General features: G+C 39.7%; 28 protein-coding genes. 3 read left to right on the forward strand and 25 right to left on the reverse strand.

Annotated elements, in window-relative coordinates; all coding sequences use genetic code 11:
- Positions 1-8 precede the first annotated feature (8 nt).
- The gene (locus J3L16_RS13835; protein ID WP_207613587.1) at positions 9-821 is read right to left on the reverse strand and encodes a beta-ketoacyl synthase chain length factor; all 813 of its coding nucleotides are present in this window, start codon (positions 819-821) and stop codon (positions 9-11) included.
- 1 nt (position 822) lies between these two features.
- Positions 823-2001 (reverse strand): beta-ketoacyl-ACP synthase, encoded by a 1179-nt coding sequence (locus J3L16_RS13840; protein WP_207613588.1) that lies wholly within the window; start codon positions 1999-2001, stop codon positions 823-825.
- Between the two features lie 154 nt (positions 2002-2155).
- Between J3L16_RS13840 and J3L16_RS13845 the strand changes: the two genes are divergently transcribed.
- Both J3L16_RS13845 and J3L16_RS13850 read left to right on the forward strand, forming a co-directional pair.
- Positions 2156-2974 (forward strand): 4'-phosphopantetheinyl transferase superfamily protein, encoded by an 819-nt coding sequence (locus tag J3L16_RS13845; RefSeq protein ID WP_207613589.1) that lies wholly within the window; start codon positions 2156-2158, stop codon positions 2972-2974.
- A 162-nt stretch (positions 2975-3136) separates the two neighbouring features.
- Positions 3137-3928, forward strand: coding sequence for an alpha/beta hydrolase-fold protein (locus J3L16_RS13850; RefSeq protein WP_278252889.1), 792 nt, complete (start codon positions 3137-3139; stop codon positions 3926-3928).
- A 151-nt stretch (positions 3929-4079) separates the two neighbouring features.
- Here J3L16_RS13850 and J3L16_RS13855 read toward each other — a convergent pair whose 3' ends face one another.
- A complete protein-coding gene (locus tag J3L16_RS13855) occupies positions 4080-4706 on the reverse strand; it encodes an OmpA family protein (protein WP_207613591.1) in 627 nt (208 codons plus the stop codon).
- 59 nt (positions 4707-4765) lie between these two features.
- Positions 4766-5983, reverse strand: coding sequence for an HD-GYP domain-containing protein (locus tag J3L16_RS13860; protein ID WP_207613592.1), 1218 nt, complete (start codon positions 5981-5983; stop codon positions 4766-4768).
- Between the two features lie 71 nt (positions 5984-6054).
- Here J3L16_RS13860 and J3L16_RS13865 point away from each other — a divergent pair, with 71 nt between their 5' ends.
- Positions 6055-6633: a tRNA-uridine aminocarboxypropyltransferase gene (locus tag J3L16_RS13865; protein WP_207613593.1), complete on the forward strand. Its 579-nt coding sequence runs from the start codon at positions 6055-6057 to the stop codon at positions 6631-6633.
- A gap of 30 nt (positions 6634-6663) precedes the next feature.
- Here the strand turns inward: J3L16_RS13865 and J3L16_RS13870 are convergent, their stop codons facing one another.
- The 21 genes from J3L16_RS13870 to rnpA all read right to left on the reverse strand — a co-directional run bounded on the left by J3L16_RS13870 (position 6664) and on the right by rnpA (position 24766).
- On the reverse strand, positions 6664-7074 hold the full coding sequence (locus J3L16_RS13870) for a F0F1 ATP synthase subunit epsilon (protein WP_207613594.1): 411 nt from the start codon (positions 7072-7074) through the stop codon (positions 6664-6666).
- A gap of 35 nt (positions 7075-7109) precedes the next feature.
- The gene (gene atpD / locus J3L16_RS13875) at positions 7110-8495 is read right to left on the reverse strand and encodes a F0F1 ATP synthase subunit beta (RefSeq protein ID WP_207613595.1); all 1386 of its coding nucleotides are present in this window, start codon (positions 8493-8495) and stop codon (positions 7110-7112) included.
- Between the two features lie 46 nt (positions 8496-8541).
- The gene (atpG, locus tag J3L16_RS13880) at positions 8542-9402 is read right to left on the reverse strand and encodes a F0F1 ATP synthase subunit gamma (RefSeq protein ID WP_207613596.1); all 861 of its coding nucleotides are present in this window, start codon (positions 9400-9402) and stop codon (positions 8542-8544) included.
- 28 nt (positions 9403-9430) lie between these two features.
- Positions 9431-10972: a F0F1 ATP synthase subunit alpha gene (atpA, locus tag J3L16_RS13885; protein ID WP_207613597.1), complete on the reverse strand. Its 1542-nt coding sequence runs from the start codon at positions 10970-10972 to the stop codon at positions 9431-9433.
- Positions 10973-10999: 27 nt separating this feature from the next.
- Entirely contained in the window at positions 11000-11533 is a 534-nt protein-coding gene (gene atpH / locus J3L16_RS13890) for a F0F1 ATP synthase subunit delta (RefSeq protein WP_207613598.1), read from the reverse strand.
- Between the two features lie 15 nt (positions 11534-11548).
- Positions 11549-12019 (reverse strand): F0F1 ATP synthase subunit B, encoded by a 471-nt coding sequence (gene atpF / locus J3L16_RS13895; RefSeq protein ID WP_207613599.1) that lies wholly within the window; start codon positions 12017-12019, stop codon positions 11549-11551.
- Between the two features lie 46 nt (positions 12020-12065).
- Positions 12066-12287 carry a F0F1 ATP synthase subunit C gene (gene atpE / locus J3L16_RS13900; RefSeq protein WP_207613600.1) on the reverse strand — a complete coding sequence of 74 codons (222 nt, stop codon included), beginning with the start codon at positions 12285-12287 and terminating at the stop codon, positions 12066-12068.
- A gap of 46 nt (positions 12288-12333) precedes the next feature.
- Positions 12334-13167, reverse strand: a complete 834-nt coding sequence (atpB, locus tag J3L16_RS13905) for a F0F1 ATP synthase subunit A (protein WP_207613601.1) — start codon at positions 13165-13167, stop codon at positions 12334-12336.
- Between the two features lie 55 nt (positions 13168-13222).
- The gene (locus tag J3L16_RS13910) at positions 13223-13606 is read right to left on the reverse strand and encodes an ATP synthase subunit I (RefSeq protein ID WP_242698842.1); all 384 of its coding nucleotides are present in this window, start codon (positions 13604-13606) and stop codon (positions 13223-13225) included.
- A 111-nt stretch (positions 13607-13717) separates the two neighbouring features.
- Positions 13718-14635, reverse strand: coding sequence for a ParB/RepB/Spo0J family partition protein (locus tag J3L16_RS13915; protein WP_207613602.1), 918 nt, complete (start codon positions 14633-14635; stop codon positions 13718-13720).
- Between the two features lie 34 nt (positions 14636-14669).
- Complete coding sequence (locus tag J3L16_RS13920; RefSeq protein ID WP_207613603.1) at positions 14670-15467, reverse strand: ParA family protein; 798 nt, start codon at positions 15465-15467, stop codon at positions 14670-14672.
- Positions 15468-15475: 8 nt separating this feature from the next.
- Positions 15476-16117: a 16S rRNA (guanine(527)-N(7))-methyltransferase RsmG gene (gene rsmG, locus J3L16_RS13925; protein ID WP_207613604.1), complete on the reverse strand. Its 642-nt coding sequence runs from the start codon at positions 16115-16117 to the stop codon at positions 15476-15478.
- Positions 16118-16130: 13 nt separating this feature from the next.
- A complete protein-coding gene (gene mnmG, locus J3L16_RS13930) occupies positions 16131-18032 on the reverse strand; it encodes a tRNA uridine-5-carboxymethylaminomethyl(34) synthesis enzyme MnmG (protein ID WP_207613605.1) in 1902 nt (633 codons plus the stop codon).
- Positions 18033-18688: 656 nt separating this feature from the next.
- Positions 18689-19504 carry an ATP-binding protein gene (locus J3L16_RS13935; RefSeq protein ID WP_207613606.1) on the reverse strand — a complete coding sequence of 272 codons (816 nt, stop codon included), beginning with the start codon at positions 19502-19504 and terminating at the stop codon, positions 18689-18691.
- Between the two features lie 10 nt (positions 19505-19514).
- Positions 19515-20180: a DnaT-like ssDNA-binding domain-containing protein gene (locus tag J3L16_RS13940; RefSeq protein ID WP_207613607.1), complete on the reverse strand. Its 666-nt coding sequence runs from the start codon at positions 20178-20180 to the stop codon at positions 19515-19517.
- A 3-nt stretch (positions 20181-20183) separates the two neighbouring features.
- A complete protein-coding gene (locus J3L16_RS13945; protein WP_347564681.1) occupies positions 20184-20612 on the reverse strand; it encodes a flavodoxin domain-containing protein in 429 nt (142 codons plus the stop codon).
- A gap of 1 nt (position 20613) precedes the next feature.
- Positions 20614-21990, reverse strand: a complete 1377-nt coding sequence (gene mnmE / locus J3L16_RS13950) for a tRNA uridine-5-carboxymethylaminomethyl(34) synthesis GTPase MnmE (RefSeq protein WP_207613644.1) — start codon at positions 21988-21990, stop codon at positions 20614-20616.
- Entirely contained in the window at positions 21977-22459 is a 483-nt protein-coding gene (locus tag J3L16_RS13955; protein ID WP_207613609.1) for a YajQ family cyclic di-GMP-binding protein, read from the reverse strand. Before J3L16_RS13955 ends, mnmE begins: the two co-directional genes overlap by 14 nt.
- Positions 22460-22478: 19 nt before the next feature.
- A complete protein-coding gene (yidC, locus tag J3L16_RS13960; protein ID WP_207613610.1) occupies positions 22479-24131 on the reverse strand; it encodes a membrane protein insertase YidC in 1653 nt (550 codons plus the stop codon).
- A gap of 9 nt (positions 24132-24140) precedes the next feature.
- On the reverse strand, positions 24141-24389 hold the full coding sequence (gene yidD, locus J3L16_RS13965) for a membrane protein insertion efficiency factor YidD (protein WP_207613645.1): 249 nt from the start codon (positions 24387-24389) through the stop codon (positions 24141-24143).
- Positions 24377-24766, reverse strand: a complete 390-nt coding sequence (gene rnpA, locus J3L16_RS13970) for a ribonuclease P protein component (RefSeq protein WP_207613611.1) — start codon at positions 24764-24766, stop codon at positions 24377-24379. The genes yidD and rnpA overlap by 13 nt, the downstream gene beginning before the upstream one ends.

The following is a 24766-nucleotide window of genomic DNA, read 5'->3' on the forward strand; positions in this document are numbered from 1 at the left end:
ACCCAACCCTAATTCCTTTCGAACGATAATGATGTTGCTGCACTTAACGGCATAGAAATCCCAGCACCATCTTTTTTTGATGTGAGTAACTCGGCTAAACACAAAATTTTTGCGCTTGGGTTCTCTTCATACAATGAACAGATGTCACTATTCGTCGAGTGCAAAGTTGGCCACGCTTTATATTCATTACTATTAACACAAGCAGAAATAGAAATGCCGTTAATGTCTGAGGATTTGGGATATATAATGATTGAAAACGCAAACGCCTCATTATTAGAGAGCAAAGGCTGCAATATTGACGTCACAGGCGCATCGTAGAATGTCATCATTATGGGGACGTTTTCCGATTCACATTGGATCATAGCTTCAAGCAATGTCAATGACACTGAATGATTAAACCCAGCAACCGAATTTGCCGCAGTCATTGTCTTCGTGCTGATTGTCCAGTATCCCGCAGGAGCATTGTGTACCGAGTTATGGAATTTTGTAGGTGACAATTCTTTGTGCTCAGACGCCAGCACTTTACACATGTAATCAGTCAAATCAGTATCACCAAGGCCTGAAACAAACACACAAGTCAGGGTTTCTGGTGAAATATTCGCAGCCTGTGTTGCTTGCCAAGAACTCTCAACAGCTAAACGAACAGGAAGAGGCGCTCGTCGCCGTTCATTGGGTGGAATTATGGTCGGTTTAGGTCCTTTATTTCGAATGTCAGGTGTCGCTGAACCTGAAAGTAATTGTTGCAACGCTTCCCAACTATCAAAATAACTTCCCCAAGCTCCAATACTTGCCACTTTACATGTTAATTTTTTGGCATTCATATTAACTCACCTTACTAAACAAAAGTGTGCAATTGTTGCCACCGAAACCAAATGAGTTGGTCATTACATGCTTGCATTCTTTACTGCTACTTTGCGCTTGAATAGAAAAATCCAGAGCGTGATCTAACGAGTCTAAATTCATAGAGCCAGGAATAAACCCAGTAAGCAGTGAATCCATTGCAATAATAGCTTCGGTAATTCCCGCAGCACCTAATGTATGTCCCATCCATGCTTTCGTTGAAGAGCACACCGTTGTTTTTGGAAACAAATCTGAGATAAGCTGGCCTTCTATGAGGTCATTCGCACGGCTAGACGTGCCATGTAAGTTAATATAATCAATATCACTTGGATTCAAATTCCCGCGTTTAAGCGCCTGAGTCATCGACATACGCGCACCTAACCCTTCTGGGTGAGGGTGAGACATATGATAAGCGTCCGAGCTTTCACCATAGCCAGCCAAACGAATTCCTTTACTGTTCGAACTTTCTCCGCCGCGTTGCAAAATAGCAAAACCAGATGCTTCGCCTAAATTAATGCCATCTCGATGTTGATCAAAGGGCTTGCATGGATTGGAAGACAATAATTGTAGTGAATTAAAACCGTGTAGTACGCTTAAACATAGTGTATCGACCCCTCCCACTAAAACCGCATCGACAATACCAAACTCTAACCATCTAGCGGCTGTAGCAAAGACTTTTGCCGATGATGAACAGGCAGTGTTTATAGTTAACGCAGGGCCTTCAATACCTGTGTAATGGCTTACAAACAAGCTGGGAGCATGAGGGTTATGGACCTGCTTTTGTTGATATTTAGGTTTCAACACCCCTGTATCATCTAAATCGGTATACGCGGTTTCTGTTCTATCAATACTGGACGTGCTTGACCCCATCACTAGTCCGATACGAGCCGAGCCGTACTGATTAATAAGTTTCGTTAATGTTTGACGCAGAGTACCTTGCTCAAGACCTAGCGCAGCTAACGCATTGTTTCGACTCTGCCATTCTTTTAAATCAGTTACCTTATCAATATCCGGTACGCTGCCTATCCAGGTATCAAGTTCAGAATAGGGCAGGTTATTTTTGATCAAACCACTTTGTTGCTGCTGAAGCGCTTCTCGCAGGCTAGACATATTAATTCCTGCAGCGGTGCAAGATTCATAGTCGATAATATCTACATTCATTGATTCAAATAACTTCCAATGTCGAAAACACAATTATAAGCTTTGTGATTTTTCAACTCAAGAACCCTTGTTTGTTCCTATTTGGTCCTAAATAATACGTTGCATAGCGCAAACGGATTACATAGTATTTCAATCAATTTAAGCAACTTATCATATGCAAACAAAGGGAGTTGCGTTAGATATGTATCAGTCCCTAAAATGCAATGAAGCTGCGATTGAATTACCCCAAAATCACGTTCACTTATGGTTAGTCGACCAACAAGAAGTATTAAAAAACACCTCACTGGAACGTTATTCTAACTTGTTGTCTCACGACGAACATCAACGCATGAGCAGCTTTAAAACTCCCCTTCGCCGTCAACAATACGTGATTACCCGTGTCGCTCTGCGCACTATATTGTCGCTATACATGCCAGCGAAATCGCCTTTAGACTTTGAGTTTGTAACTAATACCTATGGTAAGCCTCGCTTAGTAAATACCCCATCACCGCTTTTTTTTAACTTGTCTCATTCGAAACACAAAATTGTTTTAGCATTTACTACAAGTGGTGAAGTAGGTGTTGATATCGAATACTTAAAGCTAGAGCGGGATGTGAATAAAATTGCCAATCACAGCTTTCACAAGCATGAATGGTGTCTGTCACAAACTGAAACTCAAGACACTAGAATCCAACAATTTTATAAACTGTGGGCCCTAAAAGAAGCATTTATAAAAGCTCAAGGTAGCGGTCACGCCATCCCTACAAATAGTTTCTATTTTACTGGGCTAGACTCCCATGAACCCTGTATTAAATTTGATAACCCATCAACATACGAGCCGAAAAAGTGCCGTTTTAGACACTCATTTATAGTCGAACAATACAGTTTAGCAATTGCACTACAACAGGCTCACAATCCCTCTCTGATGTCTGTTTTTGCAAGAAACTATATTCCTTTTAAATCAATGTCATCTTTTTTACCTTTGTGCTCGTAAACAATGACATATCACATTATAAGAATACAACCGATGCCCTCTCAATTTATCCAATTTTCTATTCGTATATTTAGTTTGGTTCTCATAGGGTTAACTATAGTTGGGTGCACAAACACATCCTACAGTCAGCGAAGCGATCACAGTGAAATATTTAGCCCTGCTATGGGTCGTTCAATGGCGTACTCTGTTTATACCCCACCAGGCTGGACACCTGAAGAACACTTGCCTTTAATGGTTTTACTCCACGGAGTAAGAGACAGTGAAAGTAGCTTTGATAAATACGCTGTCGGTAGTGTATTGGATGCAGAAATAGAGGCAGGAAACACCCCTAGAGTCATTATTGTTTCTCCCAATGGTGAATTGGGGTTTTGGGAAAATTGGCATGATGGCAGTAAGTTGTATAGAGATTGGGTGGTGAAAGATTTAATACCGCATGTTGCAAAACGCTATGTGACATTACCTTGTCCGCAAGCTTGCTTTGTTTCAGGCATTTCCATGGGCGCTCACGGCGCTATGCGATTTGCTTATTATGAGCCAGATACCTTCAGTAGTGTGTCGGCAATCAGCGCACCTATTATTTCTAAGCTTCATCCTGGTGATCCTAGCTTGGTGCAAACCATAATAAAATGGTTTATTCCTATTGAAAGAATATGGGGAGATATTGACGGCGATACAAGCCATGTACCTAAGGACCTAGACCCCTACAAAAGCTGGGTAAATCGATCTGATATGGTTGAAATGCCGCTTTTACTTACTTGGGGGAATAACGATAGGAAAAGTATTGCTAAGGCCAACGAACACTTTCATCAGCATTTAGTTTCACATGGAAAAAACCATGATATGTCTATTTTTGATGGTGGCCATAATTGGGAATCTTGGCGTGAAATAATGAGCGAAGTAATTCGGTTTCACTTTGATAGTAACGAAAAAAGAACCATCAAAATACACAATTGAATCTACTACATAGTTATCTAACGAAAATCAGTTATACACAGCCAGTTGTGGATAATCTGTGTGTAAATAATCTTGTATTGTTGATTCGATACAATGAAACTAAATTGGGTATATTAAAGGCCACAAAATTGAAGCCTTTAATTCTCAAACTTTAAGTCACTGGCTGTATTGTTAACTCAACTCTACGATTTTGTTGTTTTCCTTGCGCTGTAGCATTTGATGCTTTTGGCTGATACTCACCCATTCCTATTGTTGTTAAACGACTAGGGTTTACGTTATTGACAATCAAAACACTTTTAACTGCATCAGCCCGTCGTTCTGATAATGCTTGATTGTATTGCTCAGAACCATCGCTATCAGTATGACCTTTAATTAACAAAACTGTTTGATTGTATTCATTAATTACTTTAGCAACACTTTGAAGTTCAGGAGTAAACTCTCCGCTCACTACAGAACTATTTTTAGCAAAGGTAATGTCACCAGGTAAAATCAAATCAATGTTGTCACCGTTCCTTACAACTTCAACACCTGAACCCGCGAGCTCTTTGTTTAGCTCTGCTTCCTGTTTGTCCATATAAGAACCTATTGCACTTCCTGCAATAGCGCCCACAGCGGCTCCCCAAACGTAACGACTTTTATCATTATCACCGGTAGCCTTACCTAACAAAGCGCCCACTACAGCACCTATAGCTGCGCCATTTTGGGTATTATTATTGGTTGCACAACCCGTTACCAATAATACCGATGACAACCCCATTGCAACTACAATATTCTTCATATTACTACCTTGAAATTTTTCGATTTATCTATATTAGAATTACAAATCTGAACCCAGTATTAATCTGAAATAGATGCCAGCACGTTGCGTTCAAAAATGGTTTTAACATCAATTTTGTAGTCATTTGCTAATACTGGTTTTTCAATAGAAACTGTGGATTCAACTAAGTTTAAATCTTTTCCTTCTAAATAGTGATTTCCCCTCGTTGAGTAGAATACATTCACTTTTGGTTTTAACGGTTTTTCTTTATTTTGCTCAATAACCATAGCAATTCTTTCATTCGACAATTTAACAAGAGTTCCAACGGGGTATATCCCCATGCACTTAATGAAATGTTGTAGCAAGATATGGTCATATTTTTCAGGGCAATCTTTTAGTAATATTTGCAACGCTTTTTGTCCCGACATCCCCGATTTATAAACTCTGTCAGCCGTTAGTGCGTCATATACGTCTGCAATGGCTATCATACGGCCTGCTTGGCTTATTTCATCGCCTTTTTTACCATAGGGATAACCCAACCCATCTAGCCTCTCATGATGTTCGGATACAACTCGAATTAAGGAAGAGTTAAGACTTGACTCTTTTAAGGTTTCAACGCCATAAACCACATGTTTACGCATGACATCCATTTCACTGTCTGTGAGTCTTCCGGGTTTATTTAGAATGTCATCGGGTATTTTTATTTTACCTATATCATGTAAGAACCCGGCATGGGCAAGTTCTTCAACCTCGGCAGAAGACATACCAATGGATTTTCCGAAATTAGCAAGCAATATCGCTACATTTAAGGAATGCTCTAGCAGGTAATCATCTTTGTCTCGTATTTTTGTCAAACACAGTAAAGCGTTGGAATTTCGGTCGATAGAATTAACCATTTCCGTAGCGAACTCTTTTGAAATTTGCTCATCGTACGGTAAACCGTTTTTTACACTACGCATCAGCGATTTTTGAATAACTTTACCTTGCTTATATAACTTTGACGCTTTATCAATTTCACTGCTAAACGATATTTCTGGTAAGGTCTCTTTCTTACAATTTTCCAAGTCTCCTTCGTTATCAGGAACATCTTTTAGATTTTGTAACTCACACAATTGTTTGGACGTGTCTATAACTAGTGTAACCACGCCCTTTTTTTTAAGAATATCAATCATGCAAGCTTGCTTGATATGTCCTTGCGATTTGACGGAAAGTTTCCCTTTTTTATCCGTAATTGCTTGAACGTACATACCTACTGCTAACTTATTTATATTAATTTTCTTTAAATGACTATTAGACATGCTGTACCACTATAAAAAATACGCTTCTCCGGCTATTGTTAATATTGACTTGTCTTCTATTTAATTTATTTATGCGACAAATATGTGAAAAGTGCCACTACCCTAGTTCCACATGTATTTGCAGTTTTGTGAAAGTAATCTCTACAAAACATAAAATACATGTTTTACAACACTATAAAGAAACAAAACATGCAAAAAACACAGTACGCCTAGCCCGCTTAGCAATACAAGATATTGAATTAAGCGTAATAAAAACAAATGACGATGTAACTCAAATATATCAACAACTAAGAAATAAAAAAATTTGTGTCTTGTACCCTAGTAAGTGTAGCAGAGTATTAAATAAAGAAAGGTTAGCTTTCAAAAACGCAAATTATGACGAGATCATTTTTATAGACGGTACGTGGAAACAAACTAAGGGAATATTTAATCGGCTTGCCCAACAGTGTCATATCGAACCGTGGGAATTAGATAACGCTGAGTTGCCTCATTACTATATTCGTAAATCTCCGATTAAAGAGGGGATGTCTACTTTAGAGGCTATTGCTTCTGTGTTGGAAACAGTGGAAGAGCTAGACGTAAGTACTTTATATAGCTTGCTAAAAGGATTTCAAAGTCATTGGCAAGGGCCACAAAAAAACCCAGCCTAAGCTGGGTTTTTAATTTTATTACAGTGCGAACTACTTACGCATTTTTTGGATTAGCTTTAATTGAGCAACCGCTTCTTCAAACTCCATCAATGCTTCAGTATGGTCAAACTCTGAATCACTCATGTGTTCTTCTGCTAAGCGTTTTGCAGATAGTACTGCTTGCTCATCTAAATCTTCTCCACGTACGGCCGTATCAGCAAGAACAATCACGCAGCTAGGTTGTACTTCAAGTACGCCCCCAGCAACATAAATTAACTGCTCTTCTCCACCTTCTTTAACAAGGCGAACCATACCCGGCTTAATTGGCGTAAGGAGTGGTGTGTGACCAGGATATATGCCTAGTTCACCTTCACTGCCTGACACTTGAATAGTTTCAACAAGACCCGAAAAGATTTGCTCTTCGGCGCTTACTACATCCAAGTGTACTGTCGTTGCTGCCATAAACCCTCCTTCAGTTGATCACTGAAGCTTTAGAATTAAGCGTTTTTCGCTTTTTCTAACGCTTCGTCTATTGAACCAACCATATAGAACGCTTGTTCAGGTAAGCTATCGTACTCGCCACTTAAAATACCTTTAAAGCCGCTGATTGTATCTTTTAGAGATACATATTTACCCGGTGATCCGGTGAAAACTTCAGCAACGAAGAAAGGTTGAGATAAGAAACGTTGAATCTTACGCGCACGTGATACAACTTGCTTATCTTCTTCAGAAAGCTCGTCCATACCCAAGATAGCAATAATATCTTTAAGTTCTTTATAACGCTGAAGAACAGACTGAACGCCACGCGCTGTATCGTAGTGATCTTGACCTATAACTAATGGGTCAAGCTGACGAGACGTTGAATCAAGTGGATCAACCGCTGGATAAATACCTAAAGACGCAATATCACGAGACAATACAACCGTTGCATCTAAGTGAGCAAAGGTCGTTGCAGGTGATGGATCTGTTAAGTCATCCGCAGGTACGTATACCGCTTGGATAGACGTAATAGAACCTGTCTTAGTTGATGTAATACGTTCTTGAAGTACACCCATTTCTTCAGCCAATGTAGGCTGGTAACCTACCGCTGAAGGCATACGGCCAAGAAGTGCTGATACTTCTGTACCCGCTAGCGTGTAACGGTAAATATTATCTACGAAGAAAAGTACATCGCGACCTTCGTCACGGAACTTCTCAGCCATTGTCAAACCTGTAAGCGCTACGCGCAGACGGTTTCCAGGAGGCTCATTCATTTGACCGTAAACCAACGATACTTTATCAAGTACGTTAGAATCGTTCATTTCGTGATAGAAATCGTTACCTTCACGAGTACGCTCACCAACACCTGCGAAAACAGAGTAACCACTGTGTTCGATAGCGATGTTACGGATAAGCTCCATCATGTTTACGGTTTTACCAACACCAGCACCACCGAACAATCCAACTTTACCACCTTTAGCGAAAGGACATACCAAGTCGATAACTTTGATACCCGTTTCTAGTAGTTCAACTGAACTTGATTGCTCTTCGTAGCTAGGTGCTTCACGGTGAATAGACATACGCTCTTCTTCACCGATTGGGCCCGCTTCATCAATTGGGTTACCTAAAACGTCCATAATACGACCTAGTGTCGCTTTACCTACTGGAACGTTAATAGCTGCGCCTGTATTTTCTACTGGCAGACCACGACGTAAACCGTCAGTAGTACCCAATGCGATACCACGAACAACGCCACCGCCTAATTGCTGCTGCACTTCAAGGGTCAAACCCTTTAAGTCACCTTCTGTAACTTTTAGTGCGTCGTATACTCTTGGAACCTGATCCTGTGGAAATTCAATATCCACAACGGCACCAATAATCTGGACGACCTTACCTTGACTCATAATTAGTCCTCGTTAAACCTTTAAACCTTCGCCTCAAACATGCAACCTAAACGGCAGCAGCACCACTAACGATTTCACTGATTTCTTGTGTAATCGCAGCTTGACGCGCTTTGTTGTATACCAATTGCAGATCGTCTATCAGGTTGCCTGCGTTATCAGTAGCGGCTTTCATCGCTACCATACGCGCTGCTTGTTCTGATGCAGCATTTTCTACTACACCCTGATAAACCTGAGATTCAATATAACGCACCATCAACGCCTCTAATATTGGCTTTGGATCTGGCTCGTATATGTAATCCCAACGATGTGTATATTCATCGTCTTCCGATTTTGGCAAAGGAAGCAATTGATTGATCACTGGCTCTTGCGTCATTGTGTTAACAAATTTGTTGAATACGAGATAAATACGATCCAATTCACCTTTGTCATATGCGTCTAACATTACTCGCACAATACCCACAATGTCACTGCTCTTTGGCGCGTCACCTAAACCAGATTCAGCGGCTAACAATGAGCCACCGAAACGATTAAAGAAACCACATGCTTTAGACCCTAATGCTGCGAAATCTACTTCTACATCTTTCGCTTGCCACTCTTGAACTTGCTGTGTTACCACTTTAAATTCATTCGTATTAAGGCCGCCACATAAGCCACGGTCAGTGGAAATCACAATATAACCAACGCGCTTTGCTTCACGCTCGTCCAAATAAGGATGGCGATATTCTAGGCTACCGTTTGCAATGTGACCAATCACTTTAAGCATATTGTCTGCGTAGGGACGGCCAGAAGCCATCCGGTCTTGCGCCTTTTTCATTTTAGACGCAGCAACCATTTCCATCGCACTGGTAATCTTTTGAGTATTTTTAATACTCCCAATTTTACCTTTTATCTCTTTACCGCTTGCCATGATTTACTCTCCCGTTATCCGAATAGGATTACCACGTTTGCGTATTTTTAAACGCATTCAAAGCATCTTTAAGCTTAGCTTCGATGTCTTTGTCGTAGTTTCCAGTTTCGTTGATAGAGTTCATCAATTCAGCGTGTTCACTGTTCATGTAAGCATGCAAAGCAGCTTCAAAATCAAGTGTCTTAGCTAACTCTACGTCTTTTAAGAACCCTTTTTCAACAGCAAACAATGAAACGCCCATGTCAGCTACGCTAAGCGGAGCATACTGGTGTTGCTTCATTAATTCAGTTACGCGCTCACCGTGTTCAAGCTGCTCGCGAGTTGCATCGTCTAAGTCTGATGCGAACTGAGAGAATGCCGCTAGTTCACGATATTGAGCAAGTGCCAAACGAATACCACCACCTAATTTCTTGATGATTTTAGTTTGTGCAGCACCACCAACACGAGATACCGAAATACCTGCGTTAACCGCTGGGCGAATACCTGAGTTAAACAAATCTGTCTCAAGGAAAATTTGTCCATCAGTAATCGATATTACGTTAGTAGGTACGAATGCAGATACGTCACCGGCTTGAGTTTCGATAATTGGTAATGCAGTCAAAGAACCGGTTTTACCTTTTACTTCACCCTTAGTGAAACGCTCTACGTATTGTTCATTTACACGCGCCGCACGTTCTAGTAGACGTGAATGGAGATAGAAAACATCACCAGGATACGCTTCACGACCAGGAGGACGCTTAAGTAGCAATGAAATTTGACGGTATGCAACAGCTTGCTTAGACAAGTCATCATATACGATAAGTGCATCTTCACCGCGGTCGCGGAAATATTCACCCATTGTACAACCTGAATAAGGTGCAAGGTATTGTAATGCTGCTGATTCAGAAGCAGAAGCTGCAACAACAATGGTATGCGCTAGGGCACCGTGTTCTTCCAACTTGCGTACAACGTTTGCAATAGTAGACGCTTTTTGTCCAACTGCTACGTATACACACTTAACGCCTGTGCCTTTTTGGTTGATGATGGCATCTACCGCAAACGCGGTTTTACCCGTTTGACGGTCACCGATAACCAATTCACGTTGACCACGACCAATTGGGATCATTGAATCAACAGATTTATAACCAGTTTGTACTGGCTCATCAACTGACTGACGCTCGATTACGCCTGGGGCAATTTTTTCAACTGGCTCAAAACCATCTGCTTCAATTGCGCCTTTACCATCAATAGGAGCACCCAATGTATTAACAACACGGCCTAATAAACTACGGCCAACAGGAACTTCTAAGATACGACCAGTAGAGGTTACTTTTACGCCTTCTTGAAGGTCTGCATAAGGTCCCATAACAACGGCACCAACAGAATCTCGTTCAAGGTTTAAGGCGATAGCATAACGGCTACCAGGTAATTCAATCATTTCGCCTTGCATTACATCTGCAAGACCATGGATACGGATAATACCGTCTGTAACACCAACGATGGTCCCTTCATTACGGGCCTCGCTAGCGACACTGAACTGTTCAATGCGTTTTTTGATCAGTTCAGCAATTTCTGTGGAATTGAGTTGCATACTCTTATTTCCCCGATTTTATGCTAATCACGCTTGCAACGCGTCTGAAAGACGGCTCAGCTTAGATTTAATTGAACCATCGATAACAGTGTCGCCTGCTTTAATTACCATTCCGGCAACTAAAGATGCGTCAACGTTACAATGAAGCTTCACTTTTCGTGCCAAACGTTTTTCCAAAGAAGCACTTAAACTGTCTTGCTGCTGTGCAGTAAGTTCAGTAGCGGCCGTAACATCAACTTCAATTTCTTTCTCGTAATCCGCTTTTAAAGCGTTAAACAAAGTTGAAATAGCAGGTAACGCTGGAAGACGTTTATTTTCGGCTAATATCTTTATAAGATTTTGGCCATTTTCGTCGAGTTGTTCACCGCAAACATTGATGAATAATTCTGCAAGGGTGTCGGCTGCTAATGCACCTGACAACATATCTTGCATATTTTCATTCACCGCAACTTCACTTGCGAAAACCAACATTTCTTGCCATTTTTCAATGGCATTTTTGTCGACGGCAAAATCGAAAGCAGCTTTTGCATAAGGACGAGCAACCGTAGTCAATTCAGACATGGTGTCGACTCCTTATCAAAGCTCAGCGACAAGTTTTTCAACAATGTCACTTTGCGCGTTAGCATCGATTTCACGTTCAAGAATTTGTTCAGCACCAGCAACTGCAAGAGCAGATACCTGTTTGCGCAAATCCTCTTTGGCACGATTGCGTTCAGCTTCAATTTCTGCGTGGCCTTGTGCGATGATTTTTTCACGTTCGGCATGGCCGCGTTGTGTTTCATCTTCAACCAATTGGTTGGCACGTTTTTTAGCTTGCTCGATAATTTCAGCCGCTTGCGCTTTCGCGTCTTTCATTTGCTCAGCAATATTACTCTGAGCTAGCTCTAGGTCTTTTTCAGCGCGATCAGAAGCTTCAAGCCCATCGGCTATTTTTTTCTGACGCTCTTCAATTGCTGCCATCAATGGTGGCCATACGTACTTCATACAAAAAATAACGAAGACCGCAAAAGCAATTAATTGACCAACGAGGGTTAAATTAGGATTCATAATCCTGCCTCCTCTCTCTATTCGCTAATAACTGGATGAATAATACTTATGCACCAACAGCGAAAAGAAGGTATAACGCGATACCAACACCGATCATAGCGATCGCATCGATAAGACCCGCTACGATGAACATTTTTACCTGTAGGGTAGGTGCTAGTTCTGGCTGGCGAGCAGCAGATTCTAGAAACTTACCACCAAGTAGACCGAAACCGATTGCAGTTCCGAGTGCACCCAACCCAATAAGTAGAGCAACAGCGATGTATAACATTTACGTCTCCAAGTGTTTTTAAAGTTAAAAATTAAAAGTTAAAAAATTAGTGTTCTTCACTCGCCAAGCTTAAATACACGATGGTTAGCATCATGAAAATAAAGGCTTGCAGAGGAAGTACAAGAATATGAAAAACAGCCCATGCAAAGTGCAGTGGTAACTGCGCTAAACCAAGGCTAGCAATTAGAATAAAGATGAGTTCACTTGCGTATAAGTTACCAAACAAACGCAGGGCAAGAGACAAAGGTCTCGCAAGCAAAGTCACAGTTTCAAGAATGAAGTTAACCGGAATAAAGGCCCAATGACCAAAAGGCTGCATGGTAAGTTCTTTAGTAAAACCGCCAATTCCTTTCATTTTCAATGAGTAGAATAAGATAAGAACAAATACCCCTAGGGCTAAACCTAGAGTAACATTAATGTCTGTGGTCGGTACCGCTTTGTTGTAGACATGATGAGAATCAATACCGAAGAATTGTTCACCAATAATACCACTGATTTTAGGGATTACATCAACAGGCACAAGGTCCATTAAGTTCATCAATAAAATCCAAACGAAAATGGTTAGAGACAATGGCGCAATAAGCGCGCTTTTTCCATGAAAAGTACTTTTCACGTTGTCATCAACAAACTCAACAACCAATTCTACGAACGCCTGCATTTTTCCAGGTACGCCAGTAGTTGCCTTTTTCGCTACGCTGCGAAAAAGAATAAGAAACACTAAACCAAGGCCAATAGACCAACCCATTGAATCTAAGTGAATTGCAAAGAAACCCGCATCGGCACATGCTTCATTAAACGCTATTCCATTGTCCGTAGAACACATAGTAGCGTTAGTAAGATGGTGCCCAATATAGTCTTTGACTTCGTATCCTGATGCCATTGTTAAACCTAATTTGTAAAATAAAAATTCTTTACGAGCTTCGCTTTGTTATTGTTTATTGAGTGCGAAACAATACCGTCCAGTAGACGAAAGTAGTAGCAATAAAGCCGATAAAAACCGGCGCAGGAGACAAATTCAAACCTGCAAATGCGACCACAAATAAACTGATTGTAATGGCCAATTTAATTTTTGACCCTTGATTAAAACTACGCGCTACGGCTTGTGCTTGCTGGGCACCAGAGTAGCGAAATGCAAAGAGGGAAAACACTGCATTCGGTAGGAGGCTAATTACTGCGCCATATCCAACTGCCAAACCTATATTTATAGTACAAAATAAGGTGGCAATAGCTACCAGTAACGCTGAACATACCAGCTGGAATACGAATCCTTTTTTTGCGATTTTTTTACCTATCGCTATGGATTTTAATTTTCCAGTCAAATCGGGTTTTTCTCTTTATAAAAGCGCCGCGATTATACTGTTTTATCGATTATTATCAACATTTAGTCTTAAGAATAAACGAAACATTCTTTTTACACAATATTTACAACATTAATCGTTATCTAAATTGAAGTGGGAAAGTATGCCATCGAGTTGATCTAAATCATTAAAGGCTATAGTAATTTTGCCTTTACCTCGTTTGTTATGGTCGATTGCAACCTGAGTTCCTATGGATTCAGATAAAGACTCGGTAAGTCGTTTAACATCAGGATCCACCAACTTAGGCTCTTTGGGAGGGGAGGGTTCAAGTACATTTTTCACAAGTTTTTCTGTATCTCGTACAGTTAAACCTTTACCGGAAACAACTTGCGCTGCTTCAGATTGAGATTCGCCTTCTAGAGCAAGCAAGGCTCTTGCGTGGCCCATTTCTATATCACCGTATTCTAGTAACTTTTTCACATCTTCATTAAGGTTATTCAGTCTCAATAAATTCGTTACTGTAGTTCTGCTTTTTCCAACAGCTTCTGACACTTCCATATGAGTTAATGAAAATTCATTCATTAAGCGCTCTAGCGCTTGCGCTTCTTCCATTGCATTTAGGTCTTCTCGCTGAATATTTTCAATTAACGCAATTGCAACAGCAGCTTCATCGGGTACAGGTTTAACCAAACAAGGAATAACATCTAATTCTGCAAGTTGTGAAGCACGCCAGCGTCTTTCACCCGCAATAATTTCGTATTTATCTTCGCCAATTGGACGAACAACGATAGGTTGAATAATACCTTGAGCGCGAATTGATGACGCGAGTTCATCTAGCGCTTCTGGAGACATGTCTTTTCGTGGTTGATATTTACCGGGAGAAAGAAACTCAATGGGTAGCTTTTTTAATTCATTAGCATTGGGATTTGGCGCATCCGTATTAGCAGAATCTGTATTTTCATTGCCATTTTCTAATGTAGATTCTTGAGCGCGACTTGTCGCAAGTAAGGCGTCTAGGCCACGACCTAACCCTCTTTTTTTAGCAGACATACTTTCCTCTGTCTTATTATTTTACTAAACGTATTTAACTTGCTTTCGCTGTTTTTTTGATTGAGGAGGCACTTTTCCTTCTCAAAATCTCACCCGCTAACGCCAAATACGCTTTTGCGCCTGTGGATGATTTATCATAATACATTGCTGGCGCGCCAAAACTTGGAGCTTCTGCCAATCTTACATTTCTTGGTATGACAGTTCGATAAACCTGTTCACCAAAATGACGTTTGAGTTGTTCGGAAACATCATTAGCCAAACGGTTACGAGGATCGTACATTGTTCGCAGTACGCCTTCAATTTTCAATTTCGGATTTACAACTGATGCTAATTTTTGAATGGTATCCATCAATGCCGTTAACCCTTCAAGGGCATAATATTCGCATTGCATAGGCACGAGTACAGAATCAGAAGCGGCAAGTGCATTCACTGTCAGTTGATTTAGCGATGGTGGACAATCTATAAAAATATAATCGTATTGTTCTTGAACAACATCCAGTGCAGTGCGCAATTTCAATTCTCGCGCAAATTGCTCCATTAATTTAATTTCAGCAGCGGTAACATCGCCATTGGCCGCAATAAGATCATATTTACCGGACGTGTTTTTAATAATTACGTCATCAGTAGGTTTATTTTCAATTAGAAGCTCATAACAAGTCGAATCTACTTCGTACTTATCGACACCGCTACCCATAGTAGCATTTCCTTGCGGATCTAAATCGATCAGTAAAACCCGTCGTTTTGTTGCAGCCATAGACGCAGCAACATTAACGGCTGTTGTCGTTTTACCCACACCACCTTTTTGATTTGCAATTGCTATGGTTTGTGCCACTGAGACCTCTAAGTTGTCTTTTTCACAAGAATTAAGTGTCGTTCGCCGTCCAATTCAGGAATATCTAATGATTGGGTTGAAACAACCTCAAACGAATCATCAATATCAGATAATTCACTTTCAGGAAATTGACCTTTCAATGCGTAAAATATTCCTTTTGAATCTACCAGATGTTCGCACCAGTGCAACATATCTTTTAGCGATGCGAACGCTCTGCTCAATACTCCATCAAATGGAATCCCTTCTGAGTACGATTCTACGCGACTTTGTACTGGGTTAATATTTTCTAATTTTAAATCAAAAGCACACTGCTTCATAAACCTAACCCGTTTACCTAGGCTATCTAGCAAGGTAAATTCACAATCAGGCATAACAATTGATAAAGGAATTCCAGGTAAACCCGGCCCTGTACCTACATCGATAAAATGTTTCCCTTTGATATAAGGTTTTATCGATATTGAATCAACAATATGTTTAATTAACATGTCATCGGCGTTACGAACTGATGTTAAATTGTACGCTTTATTCCATTTAACCATCATAGCTAAATAATCTAATAGACATTCTTGTTGATTTTCTTCAACATCAAACGGCAATGCGTTGCAACACTGTTTTAATTTTGCGGTTAAACGCGAACGGTCGAATTCCATTGTTATTCCTTCACTAAGCGCTTTGCTTGTGATGTTTGCGCAGCAAACCTTGTTTTTTAAGATGCACGAGTAAAAGTGAAATGGCTGCTGGCGTAATACCCGAAATACGAGACGCCTTACCAATAGTTTCAGGTCTTGCTTGTGTTAATTTAGCAACGACTTCATTGGATAGACCGGATATTTTTGCATAATCAAAGTCCATTGGTAGGAGCGTGTCTTCATGTCTGCGCGATTTTTCAATTTCATCAAGCTGTCGAGCGATATAACCTGCGTACTTAATTTGAATTTCAACTTGCTCTGCGGCAATTTTATTTTCTAAGGCTGGCCCTAACGACGGAATTTTCATTAAATTCTGATACGTAATTTCTGGTCGTCGAATTAATTCTTCACCAGAATGTTCTTTGCTTATGGGCGTTTTTACTAATTTATTTAATTCAGCTGTAGCTGCGTGCTCTGGATGAATCCATAAACTTCTTAGGCGTTGTAATTCTTGTTCAACATTTTCTTGTTTTTCATTAAACGATGCCCAGCGCTGATCATCAACCAAACCAATTTCTCTTCCCATTGGCGTAAGTCTTATATCTGCATTGTCTTCTCGCAGCAATAATCTATATTCAGCTCGGCTTGTAAACATACGATAAGGCTCTTTTGTGCCCATTGTGGCTAAATCATCAACTAATACGCCCATGTAAGCTTGGTCTCGGCGAATTATTAAGGGATCTTTTTCCATGGTTTTTAACGCAGCATTTGCACCGGCTAATAAACCTTGAGCTCCCGCTTCTTCATAACCCGTTGTTCCATTAATTTGACCTGCAAAATATAGACCTTCAATGAATTTGGTTTCTAATGTTTGTTTTAAATCTCTTGGATCGAAAAAATCATATTCAATTGCATAGCCTGGACGAATGATATGTGCGTTTTCAAATCCTTTAATTGAATGAATTAAATTTGCTTGTACGTCAAATGGCAAACTTGTTGATATGCCGTTTGGATAAACTTCAATGCTGTTTAATCCTTCAGGCTCTACAAAGATTTGATGAGATGTTTTATCTGCAAAACGCACTATTTTATCTTCAATAGACGGGCAATATCTTGGACCAACACCTTCAATTACACCTGTATACATAGGCGAACGGTCTAAACCTGAACGTATAATATCGTGTGTGTTTTCGTTTGTATGAGTAATGTAACAAGGAATTTGTTCAGGATGTAAGCTTTCATTTCCCATAAATGAAAATACAGGAGTAGGGGTATCACCTGGTTGTGCTTGCATCACATCTAAATTTAACGAGCGTATATCTAAACGAGCGGGTGTACCTGTTTTTAATCGATCAACTCTAAAAGGTAAATCTCTAAGACGTTTTGCTAATGCGATTGATGGGGGATCACCTGCTCTTCCACCTTTGTAATTTTCTAAACCTATGTGGATTGTTCCACCTAAAAAGGTTCCTACAGTTAAAACCACGGTTTTAGCTTTAAATTTCAATCCCATTTGTGAAACAACGCCGTATACACGGTTATTTTCTACAATAAGATCATCACAACTTTGTTGAAACAAGGTGAGATTCGGTTGGGATTCTACTTTTTGTCTAATGGCAGCTCGATAAAGTGATCTATCTGCTTGTGCTCTTGTTGCACGTACTGCTGGGCCTTTACTTGCGTTTAAAGTTCGAAATTGTATTCCACCTTTATCAATGGCAAGTGCCATTTCACCACCTAGTGCATCTATTTCTTTGACTAAGTGGCCTTTACCTATTCCACCAATAGCTGGATTACACGACATTTGGCCAATAGTTTCTAAATTATGAGTAAGCAATAAAGTTTGTGCACCCATACGTGCAGATGCAAGAGCAGCTTCAGTTCCAGCATGCCCACCGCCAACAACAATGACGTCAAAATTTTGGTGGTAATACATACATACACCTTAGGGTAGAAAATTGGTCGCGTATTCTAGCTAAGAATGAGCCAATTTGGAATGGTCAAAATTGCTACAATTTTAGCCTATTATTGAGCGAAGCGATTTCTTTAATATTTATAAAGAACTTATATAGATCTTTATTATTACTATTATTAGGTTGGCCTTTTTTTGTGGATAACCCTTTTTTTTCTAATTAAAACAATATTTTGAATAACATAATAAAGTTTGTATAAGTCTATTTTGATCAGGTTTAGAACATGTGTATAAGGTGTTGATTTATTCACAGGTTAAAAATTGTACTTTGAATATTATTAAACTATAACTAGGTTATTCACATGATCTAGGATGATCTTATCCACAGCTAATAATAAGTTGTCATTATTTTGGGGATAAACTGTTAGAAGCTAACAAAATTAAAGGATGTGTAATGTGGATAGTATTGTGTGATTTTAGAAGTAATTATTTTTTAGATGCGGGTGAATGAATAATCTTTATTAGAAATAAGGATTATTCATTCATTTTTTATCGTTTTAGAAGGTAATTAAGAGAGAAAAATTAATCTGAATCCTGTTTAAGGAAGGGTACAAGTGTTTCTTTGTAAGCGCTAATTCTGACAGCACCGAGCGCGATTTATTAAACAGGGATCAGGTTAATCACTTTACTTGATTCGGTTTGTAGCTATTACTTGAATGGGATTCAGGTATTTCCGGTACGATTGTGTTTCGTCTGCTAGGCCCGCTGAATCTAACTTTATAGGTATCGTATTCTTTTATTGATTCAAAGCAATACTTGCCTAGAGCGTGTTCTAGCTCTTTTAAATTGTGATTTGATATCAGTATACAGTTTTTGTTGTCTGCTGAACGTTGGCGCAATACATGGCCTAACCAGCTTTGTGCATTCTTTTTTAATACGGTTTCGTTTACGCAAACTTCATCTAATATGAGCAAATCTACGTCTAATAATTGTTGATGTGCTTGTCTAAATTTTTCTCCGATGTTGTCCTGAGAAGAAAAATCATAGGAAAAAAAGCGCATTTCTAAAAGTGTCGATAGTTGTCTGTATAAAACGCTTATTTCATGCTGATCGATAAGCTTGTGAGCGATTGCACCGGCTATATGAGACTTTCCTCTTCCATAATCACCGTAGAACAACATCATGTGTGAGCTACTAGTACGCCACTCTAAATCATCGTGTGCTGCAATGAAGGATTCCGCTATGCTAATTGCTTCTATTACGTCTTCACTGTCTCTAGATAAGTTTTCAAAGGTCCATTTCGGATTTAAGTCAGATTTACCGTGTATCGCTTCAATGCGTTTTAGCTTGGTATGTTGTTGTAACTGCTTAATATCGTCATTAGCTTGTTGATCGTAAACTTTACGCATTGATTTGTAATCAATGGTATTTTGACTTATTTCAGGCTTACCTAATGAACGCGCTAATTTATCGAGCTTATTTTTAAAAGATTCCATGGGTAAAAACCTATTTATTGTTTTTCGTTTTCTTGTATTTTGCCACTAGGCGCTTGGCATTGTCATCTGCCTCGAGAGAAGAAACTGTGTTTGTATGAGTTTGAGTGCCTGTTTGTTTGCTTAAATTAGACTCTACAGAGGTTCTATTGCGCTTTAATTGTTGTGCAAACTTTTGCGTCCATTGATATTCGGTATGATTGACCTCGGTTCTTCCTAGCCAATATGCAATAAATTCACCCAACTCTTCTTGTGAATATTCAGTTTCAATGACACCTATTAGTGTGCAAATATCAATAAAGGTGTCTTTGTTTGGCTCCCAATCTCGGTGTATCGGGGTTTTATTGGAAAGGACTTTCGTTGCTTTTAATTTGGGGCTTGTTTCTTCGTTGCACTTTGGTAGTAACAATATTTTCCCGTTTAACGATAATTGAATGTCGTCATTGGGCAATAGTGCAACTAAATTGACGGAGATCAATTCTTTTATTAACGCGTTAATTTGTCGCCCACGAGTCAGTTTAGGCTCTTTCCCATTAACTAAATTGAGTAAGGCTTTGTAATCTAGTGGGCTAGTATACCCTGATTGCTTGTTAAAATTAGGTCTTAAACCCAACATATAAACGACTCTAGCATCGTTACTTAAAGGATTATTAAGTGCGTCTAGCTCTAAATCATTCATGCATTAGTAGTTTTCATTTACCCATTTTACCGCTTCATCTTCAGGTATGGGGTGGTGTAACACATCGATTGTGTGTACAGGGGTCACTAGTGTACTTCCTGCTGCAATTAATTTTTTTTCCATTGTCATAGCGCCATAGCAGTAGGTATCGTAACTGGAATCGCCTAGGCCAATGATCCGCGCTTTATGAGAAGACAAGTCGACATTATTTAATGCGTTTGCAAAGGGAACAATATTATCGGGCAAATCCCCTGCACCATGAGTAGAAGTACAAATTAACCATTCTACATCTGTTGGTATATCGTCAATGTTAGGTGCTAGGAATACTTGTGGTTCGTATCCTTTATCTTTTAAGCAGTTTTCTACTGCTTCAGCGACGTATTCGGTAGCGCCTAAAACACTACCCACAATGATTGCTACTTTGTTAGACACGTTATTTTCCAATACAAAAGGATGAGAATATTTTGCCTAATAGATCGTCAGATGTAAATTCGCCTGTTATTTCACACAAAGCACTATGTGCTAATCGAAGTTCTTCTGCTAGAAGCTCACCTGCCATAGCGTCATGCAATTGCTCAGTACCTATAGTTAAATGGTGTTCTGTTGTATTTAACGCATCCAGATGGCGTCTTCTTGCGATAAATTGACCTTCAGTCACTTGTGCAATGCCCATTGTTTCAGCTAAGTGGTTGCGCAAGGTGTCTATGCCTTGCTGAGCTTGAGCTGAAATTCGTATTACTGGGAAGTTACCGTGCTTTGTATTTACATCTTCTATTCCGGCGTTTTCTTCGGTTTTGTCTATTTTATTTCGCACAACTGAAACTGGCATATCACTGGGTAATTTATGCATGAAATCAGGCCAAATTTCGTAGGGGTCGATATTTTCGTTATCTTCAGCGTCGACAACAAATAACACTCTATCAGCTTGGTTTATGGCGTCCCACGCTCGTTCTATCCCAATTAATTCAACTTTATCTGAGCTTTCTCTTAAACCTGCGGTATCTATTATGTGCAGAGGAACGCCATTTATAGAGACATGTTCTTTTAAGGTGTCTCGGGTGGTACCGGCTATATCAGTTACTATCGCTGAGGCTTTCCCCGATAACTGATTTAATAAGCTTGATTTACCTGCGTTAGGTTTGCCGGCAATAACCACATTTAAACCTTCTTTTAGAAGGGCACCTTGCTTGGTTGTTGCTATGAGGGTTTTCAGTGTTGAATTAATAATACTAAGATCATTTGTGACTTTGCCATCGGTTAAAAAGTCGATTTCTTCTTCAGGAAAGTCAATGGCGGCTTCTACGTACATACGTAAATGAATAATTTCGTTGGCTAACGCGCTCACTTGATCAGAGAACACGCCTTGCAAAGAACGAAGTGCACTTTTTGCCGCGGCACGGGAATTTGCGTCGATAAGATCGGCGATTGCTTCTGCTTGAGCAAGATCCAATTTGTCATTTAAAAATGCTTGTTCAGAAAATTCACCAGGCTTGGCCAGTCTAACGCCTTCTAATTTTAGGATGGTTTCTAACAACATATCCATAATGACTGGCCCGCCATGACCTTGAAGTTCTAAAACATCTTCACCGGTAAATGAATTTGGATTAGTAAATAATAGGGCTATGCCTTGGTCTATAACGTCGTTGTTATCAGATAAAAAGGGAAGGTAGGTTGCTTTTCTGGGTGAAAGACTTGTATTTAAAACGTGGCTTGCGACATCTTTGGCGAGAGGACCTGACACTCTTACTATGCCTACACCACCTCTGCCAGGTGGTGTAGCTTGTGCGACAATAGTATCAGTCACGGAAATTATTAAATTGAAAAGGTTGGCCTAAGTCAGTGGTTTTTAATAACGCAATTGCCCCTTGTAGGTCATCGCGCTTTTTACCTGTCACTCGGACTTGGTCGCCTTGAATAGACGCTTGTACTTTTAACTTTGCGTCTTTTATAGCTTTAACTACTTTCTTTGCTACGTCTTTTTCTATGCCCTGTTTGAACAATATGGTTTGACGATAATTTCTTCCACGTACATCCATTTTTTGAACATCAAGAGCACTGGTATCTATTTGGCGTTTCGCACAGGCCCCTCTGAATAAGGAATCCATTTGCTGAAGCTGAAACTCAGCTTCAGCAGACATGACTACGCTTTCATCTTTGTATTCGAAGCTAGCGGCTACACCTCTAAAATCAAAACGTGTACTAAGTTCTCGCGACGCATTTTCAGTGGCGTTGCGGATTTCTTCCATATTTATTTCAGAAACAACATCAAATGATGGCATGGGCCTGTTTACCTTTCGTTTATTTTAAACCGCGCTTTTCCATAGACGCATAGATTATTTTTGCTTGTACTAATGTGATTACATTACTTACCAACCAGTATAAAACAAGACCGGCAGGGAAGAAGAAGAAAAATATACTCATTGCTACTGGCATGAATTGCATTATCTTCTGCTGCATTGGATCAGTCATAGTTGACGGCTGAAGTTTTTGTAAAAAGAACATACTTAAGCCAGTTAATATTGGAATTATAAAATAGGGGTCTTGTACGGAGAGATCAGTTATCCACAAGAAACCGGCGTGGCGTAATTCCACACTTTCTAGCAATGCCCAATATAAAGCTAAGAAAATCGGCATTTGTAGGAGTATTGGAAAACACCCCCCCATAGGGTTAACTTTTTCTTTCTTGTACAGTTCCATCATGGCTTGTGATTTTTTCTGTCTGTCGTCGCCATAACGGTCATTTAATTGCTTCATTTTTGGCGCTAGATTTCGCATCTTCGCCATGGATTCATATTGCTTTTTAGTTAACGGGTACATTAATCCTTTTACAATGACTGTGATAAGGATTATTGCTAGTCCCCAATTTTGTACAAGGCCATGTAAAAAATTAAGTAATTTAAATAAGTATACTGATATAAACCAAAGTGGTCCGTAGTCTACGGTAAGATCTAGACCGTGAGCCAGTGTTTTCAGGTGTTCTTGATTTTTTGGACCTACATATAACAAGGTAGAGATTGATACTTTGTCATTTGCCGCAATATTAACTGGGCTGCCAGTAAAGCCAATAATAGCATCGCCATTTCTAAGCTGCTTTGTATATAAGTTATTGGTCTCTGTTTGAGGTGGAACCCATGCCGCCACAAAGTAGTGTTGTAACATGGCTACCCAGCCGGCAGGCGTTGATTTTCTTAGGTCTTCATCTGCGATGTCGTCGAAATCGTATTTTTTATAACGTTTATCTTCAGTAGAATATGCAGCACCTTTATAGGTAGGCATAAATAAACTAGAAGAATCGTCTGCGTCGGTGGTTTGTTTTAGTTGTGCGTATTGCTGTATTTGTATTGGCGATGATGTTTTATTTAAAACGTCATAATTAACTTTTACGTCGTGGCTACCTTTAGCTATTGTGAATAACTTAGTCACACTGATTGTGTCGCTTTCCCAAGTTAATGGAATAGTGATTTCGTTTTGATTTTCATCAAGAACGAAATTTAATTGTTGTACTTGGTATTTTGGTCTTCCATCTTTACTTGCATCAGGACCATTTAAACCAACTAAGCCACTTTGGGCTACGTGAATTCCGTTGTCCCGTTGTAACAATATAAAGGGGTCGTCGCTGTCTTGAGAAATAGGGAAATCTATTAGAAGAGCGTCTACTACATCACCGCCAATTAAATCTATAGTGATATCTAATACGTCGGTTTTTACCTTTACGTATCTTTGGGTAGCGTCTATATTCGTTGTTTTTACAGTGCTAGCGTCACCTTCAGGCACGAAGCTGTCATCTACGCTTGTGGTAGATGAAACTGAAGGGGTGTCAGATTCAGGTAATAATGCCTGCTCTGCTATTGGTTCTATAGGTTGAGGTCCGTAATCCACTTGCCATTGCTGCCATAGCATAAAGGATACTAGAGCTAGACCTATTATTAAAAAACTGCGCTGCGATTCCATAATTATCACTTATTTATCAGGTTTATCATTTACACGTCCAGGTACAGGATCATATCCGCCTGGATGCAAAGGGTGGCATTTTAGTATGCGTTGGATAGATAACCAACTGCCTTTTGTAAATCCGTGTACTTTTAGTGCTTTTATAGCGTATTCAGAACAACTTGGGTGAAAACGACATTTTGGCCCTAAAAGGGGTGAGAGTGTATATCTATAGACATGTATTAAAAAAACAATGGGTAAAACGATTAATCGTTTGATTGATTTGCGCGTAAGCACTTTTTATTCAACCTATTCCAAGACTTTTTTACTAGAGAGTGTAATTCTTCGTTACTAAGAGTATCACATCCGCTCTTGGCCATTACTATTATATCTATATTGGGCATTGAGTTTGAGTGGAGTCTAAAACTTTCTCTTATTATGCGTTTTAAGCGGTTACGTTGAACTGCTTTTTTTACACGTTTTTTTGCAATAGTAATTCCTAACCTTGGATGGTCGTGGTCATTATTTCTTGCTAATAGGGTAAGGTATTGTGAACCACAAGGAATGGCTTTTTCAAATACATTGGAGAAGTGGCTGGGAGTTAAAAGTCTTAACTCCCTGGAAAATCTATTTTCCCCACTTAGGGAATCTGTCAT

The sequence above is a fragment of the Alteromonas sp. 5E99-2 genome, from assembly GCF_017368475.1.
Classification (GTDB): Bacteria; Pseudomonadota; Gammaproteobacteria; order Enterobacterales; family Alteromonadaceae; genus Alteromonas_F.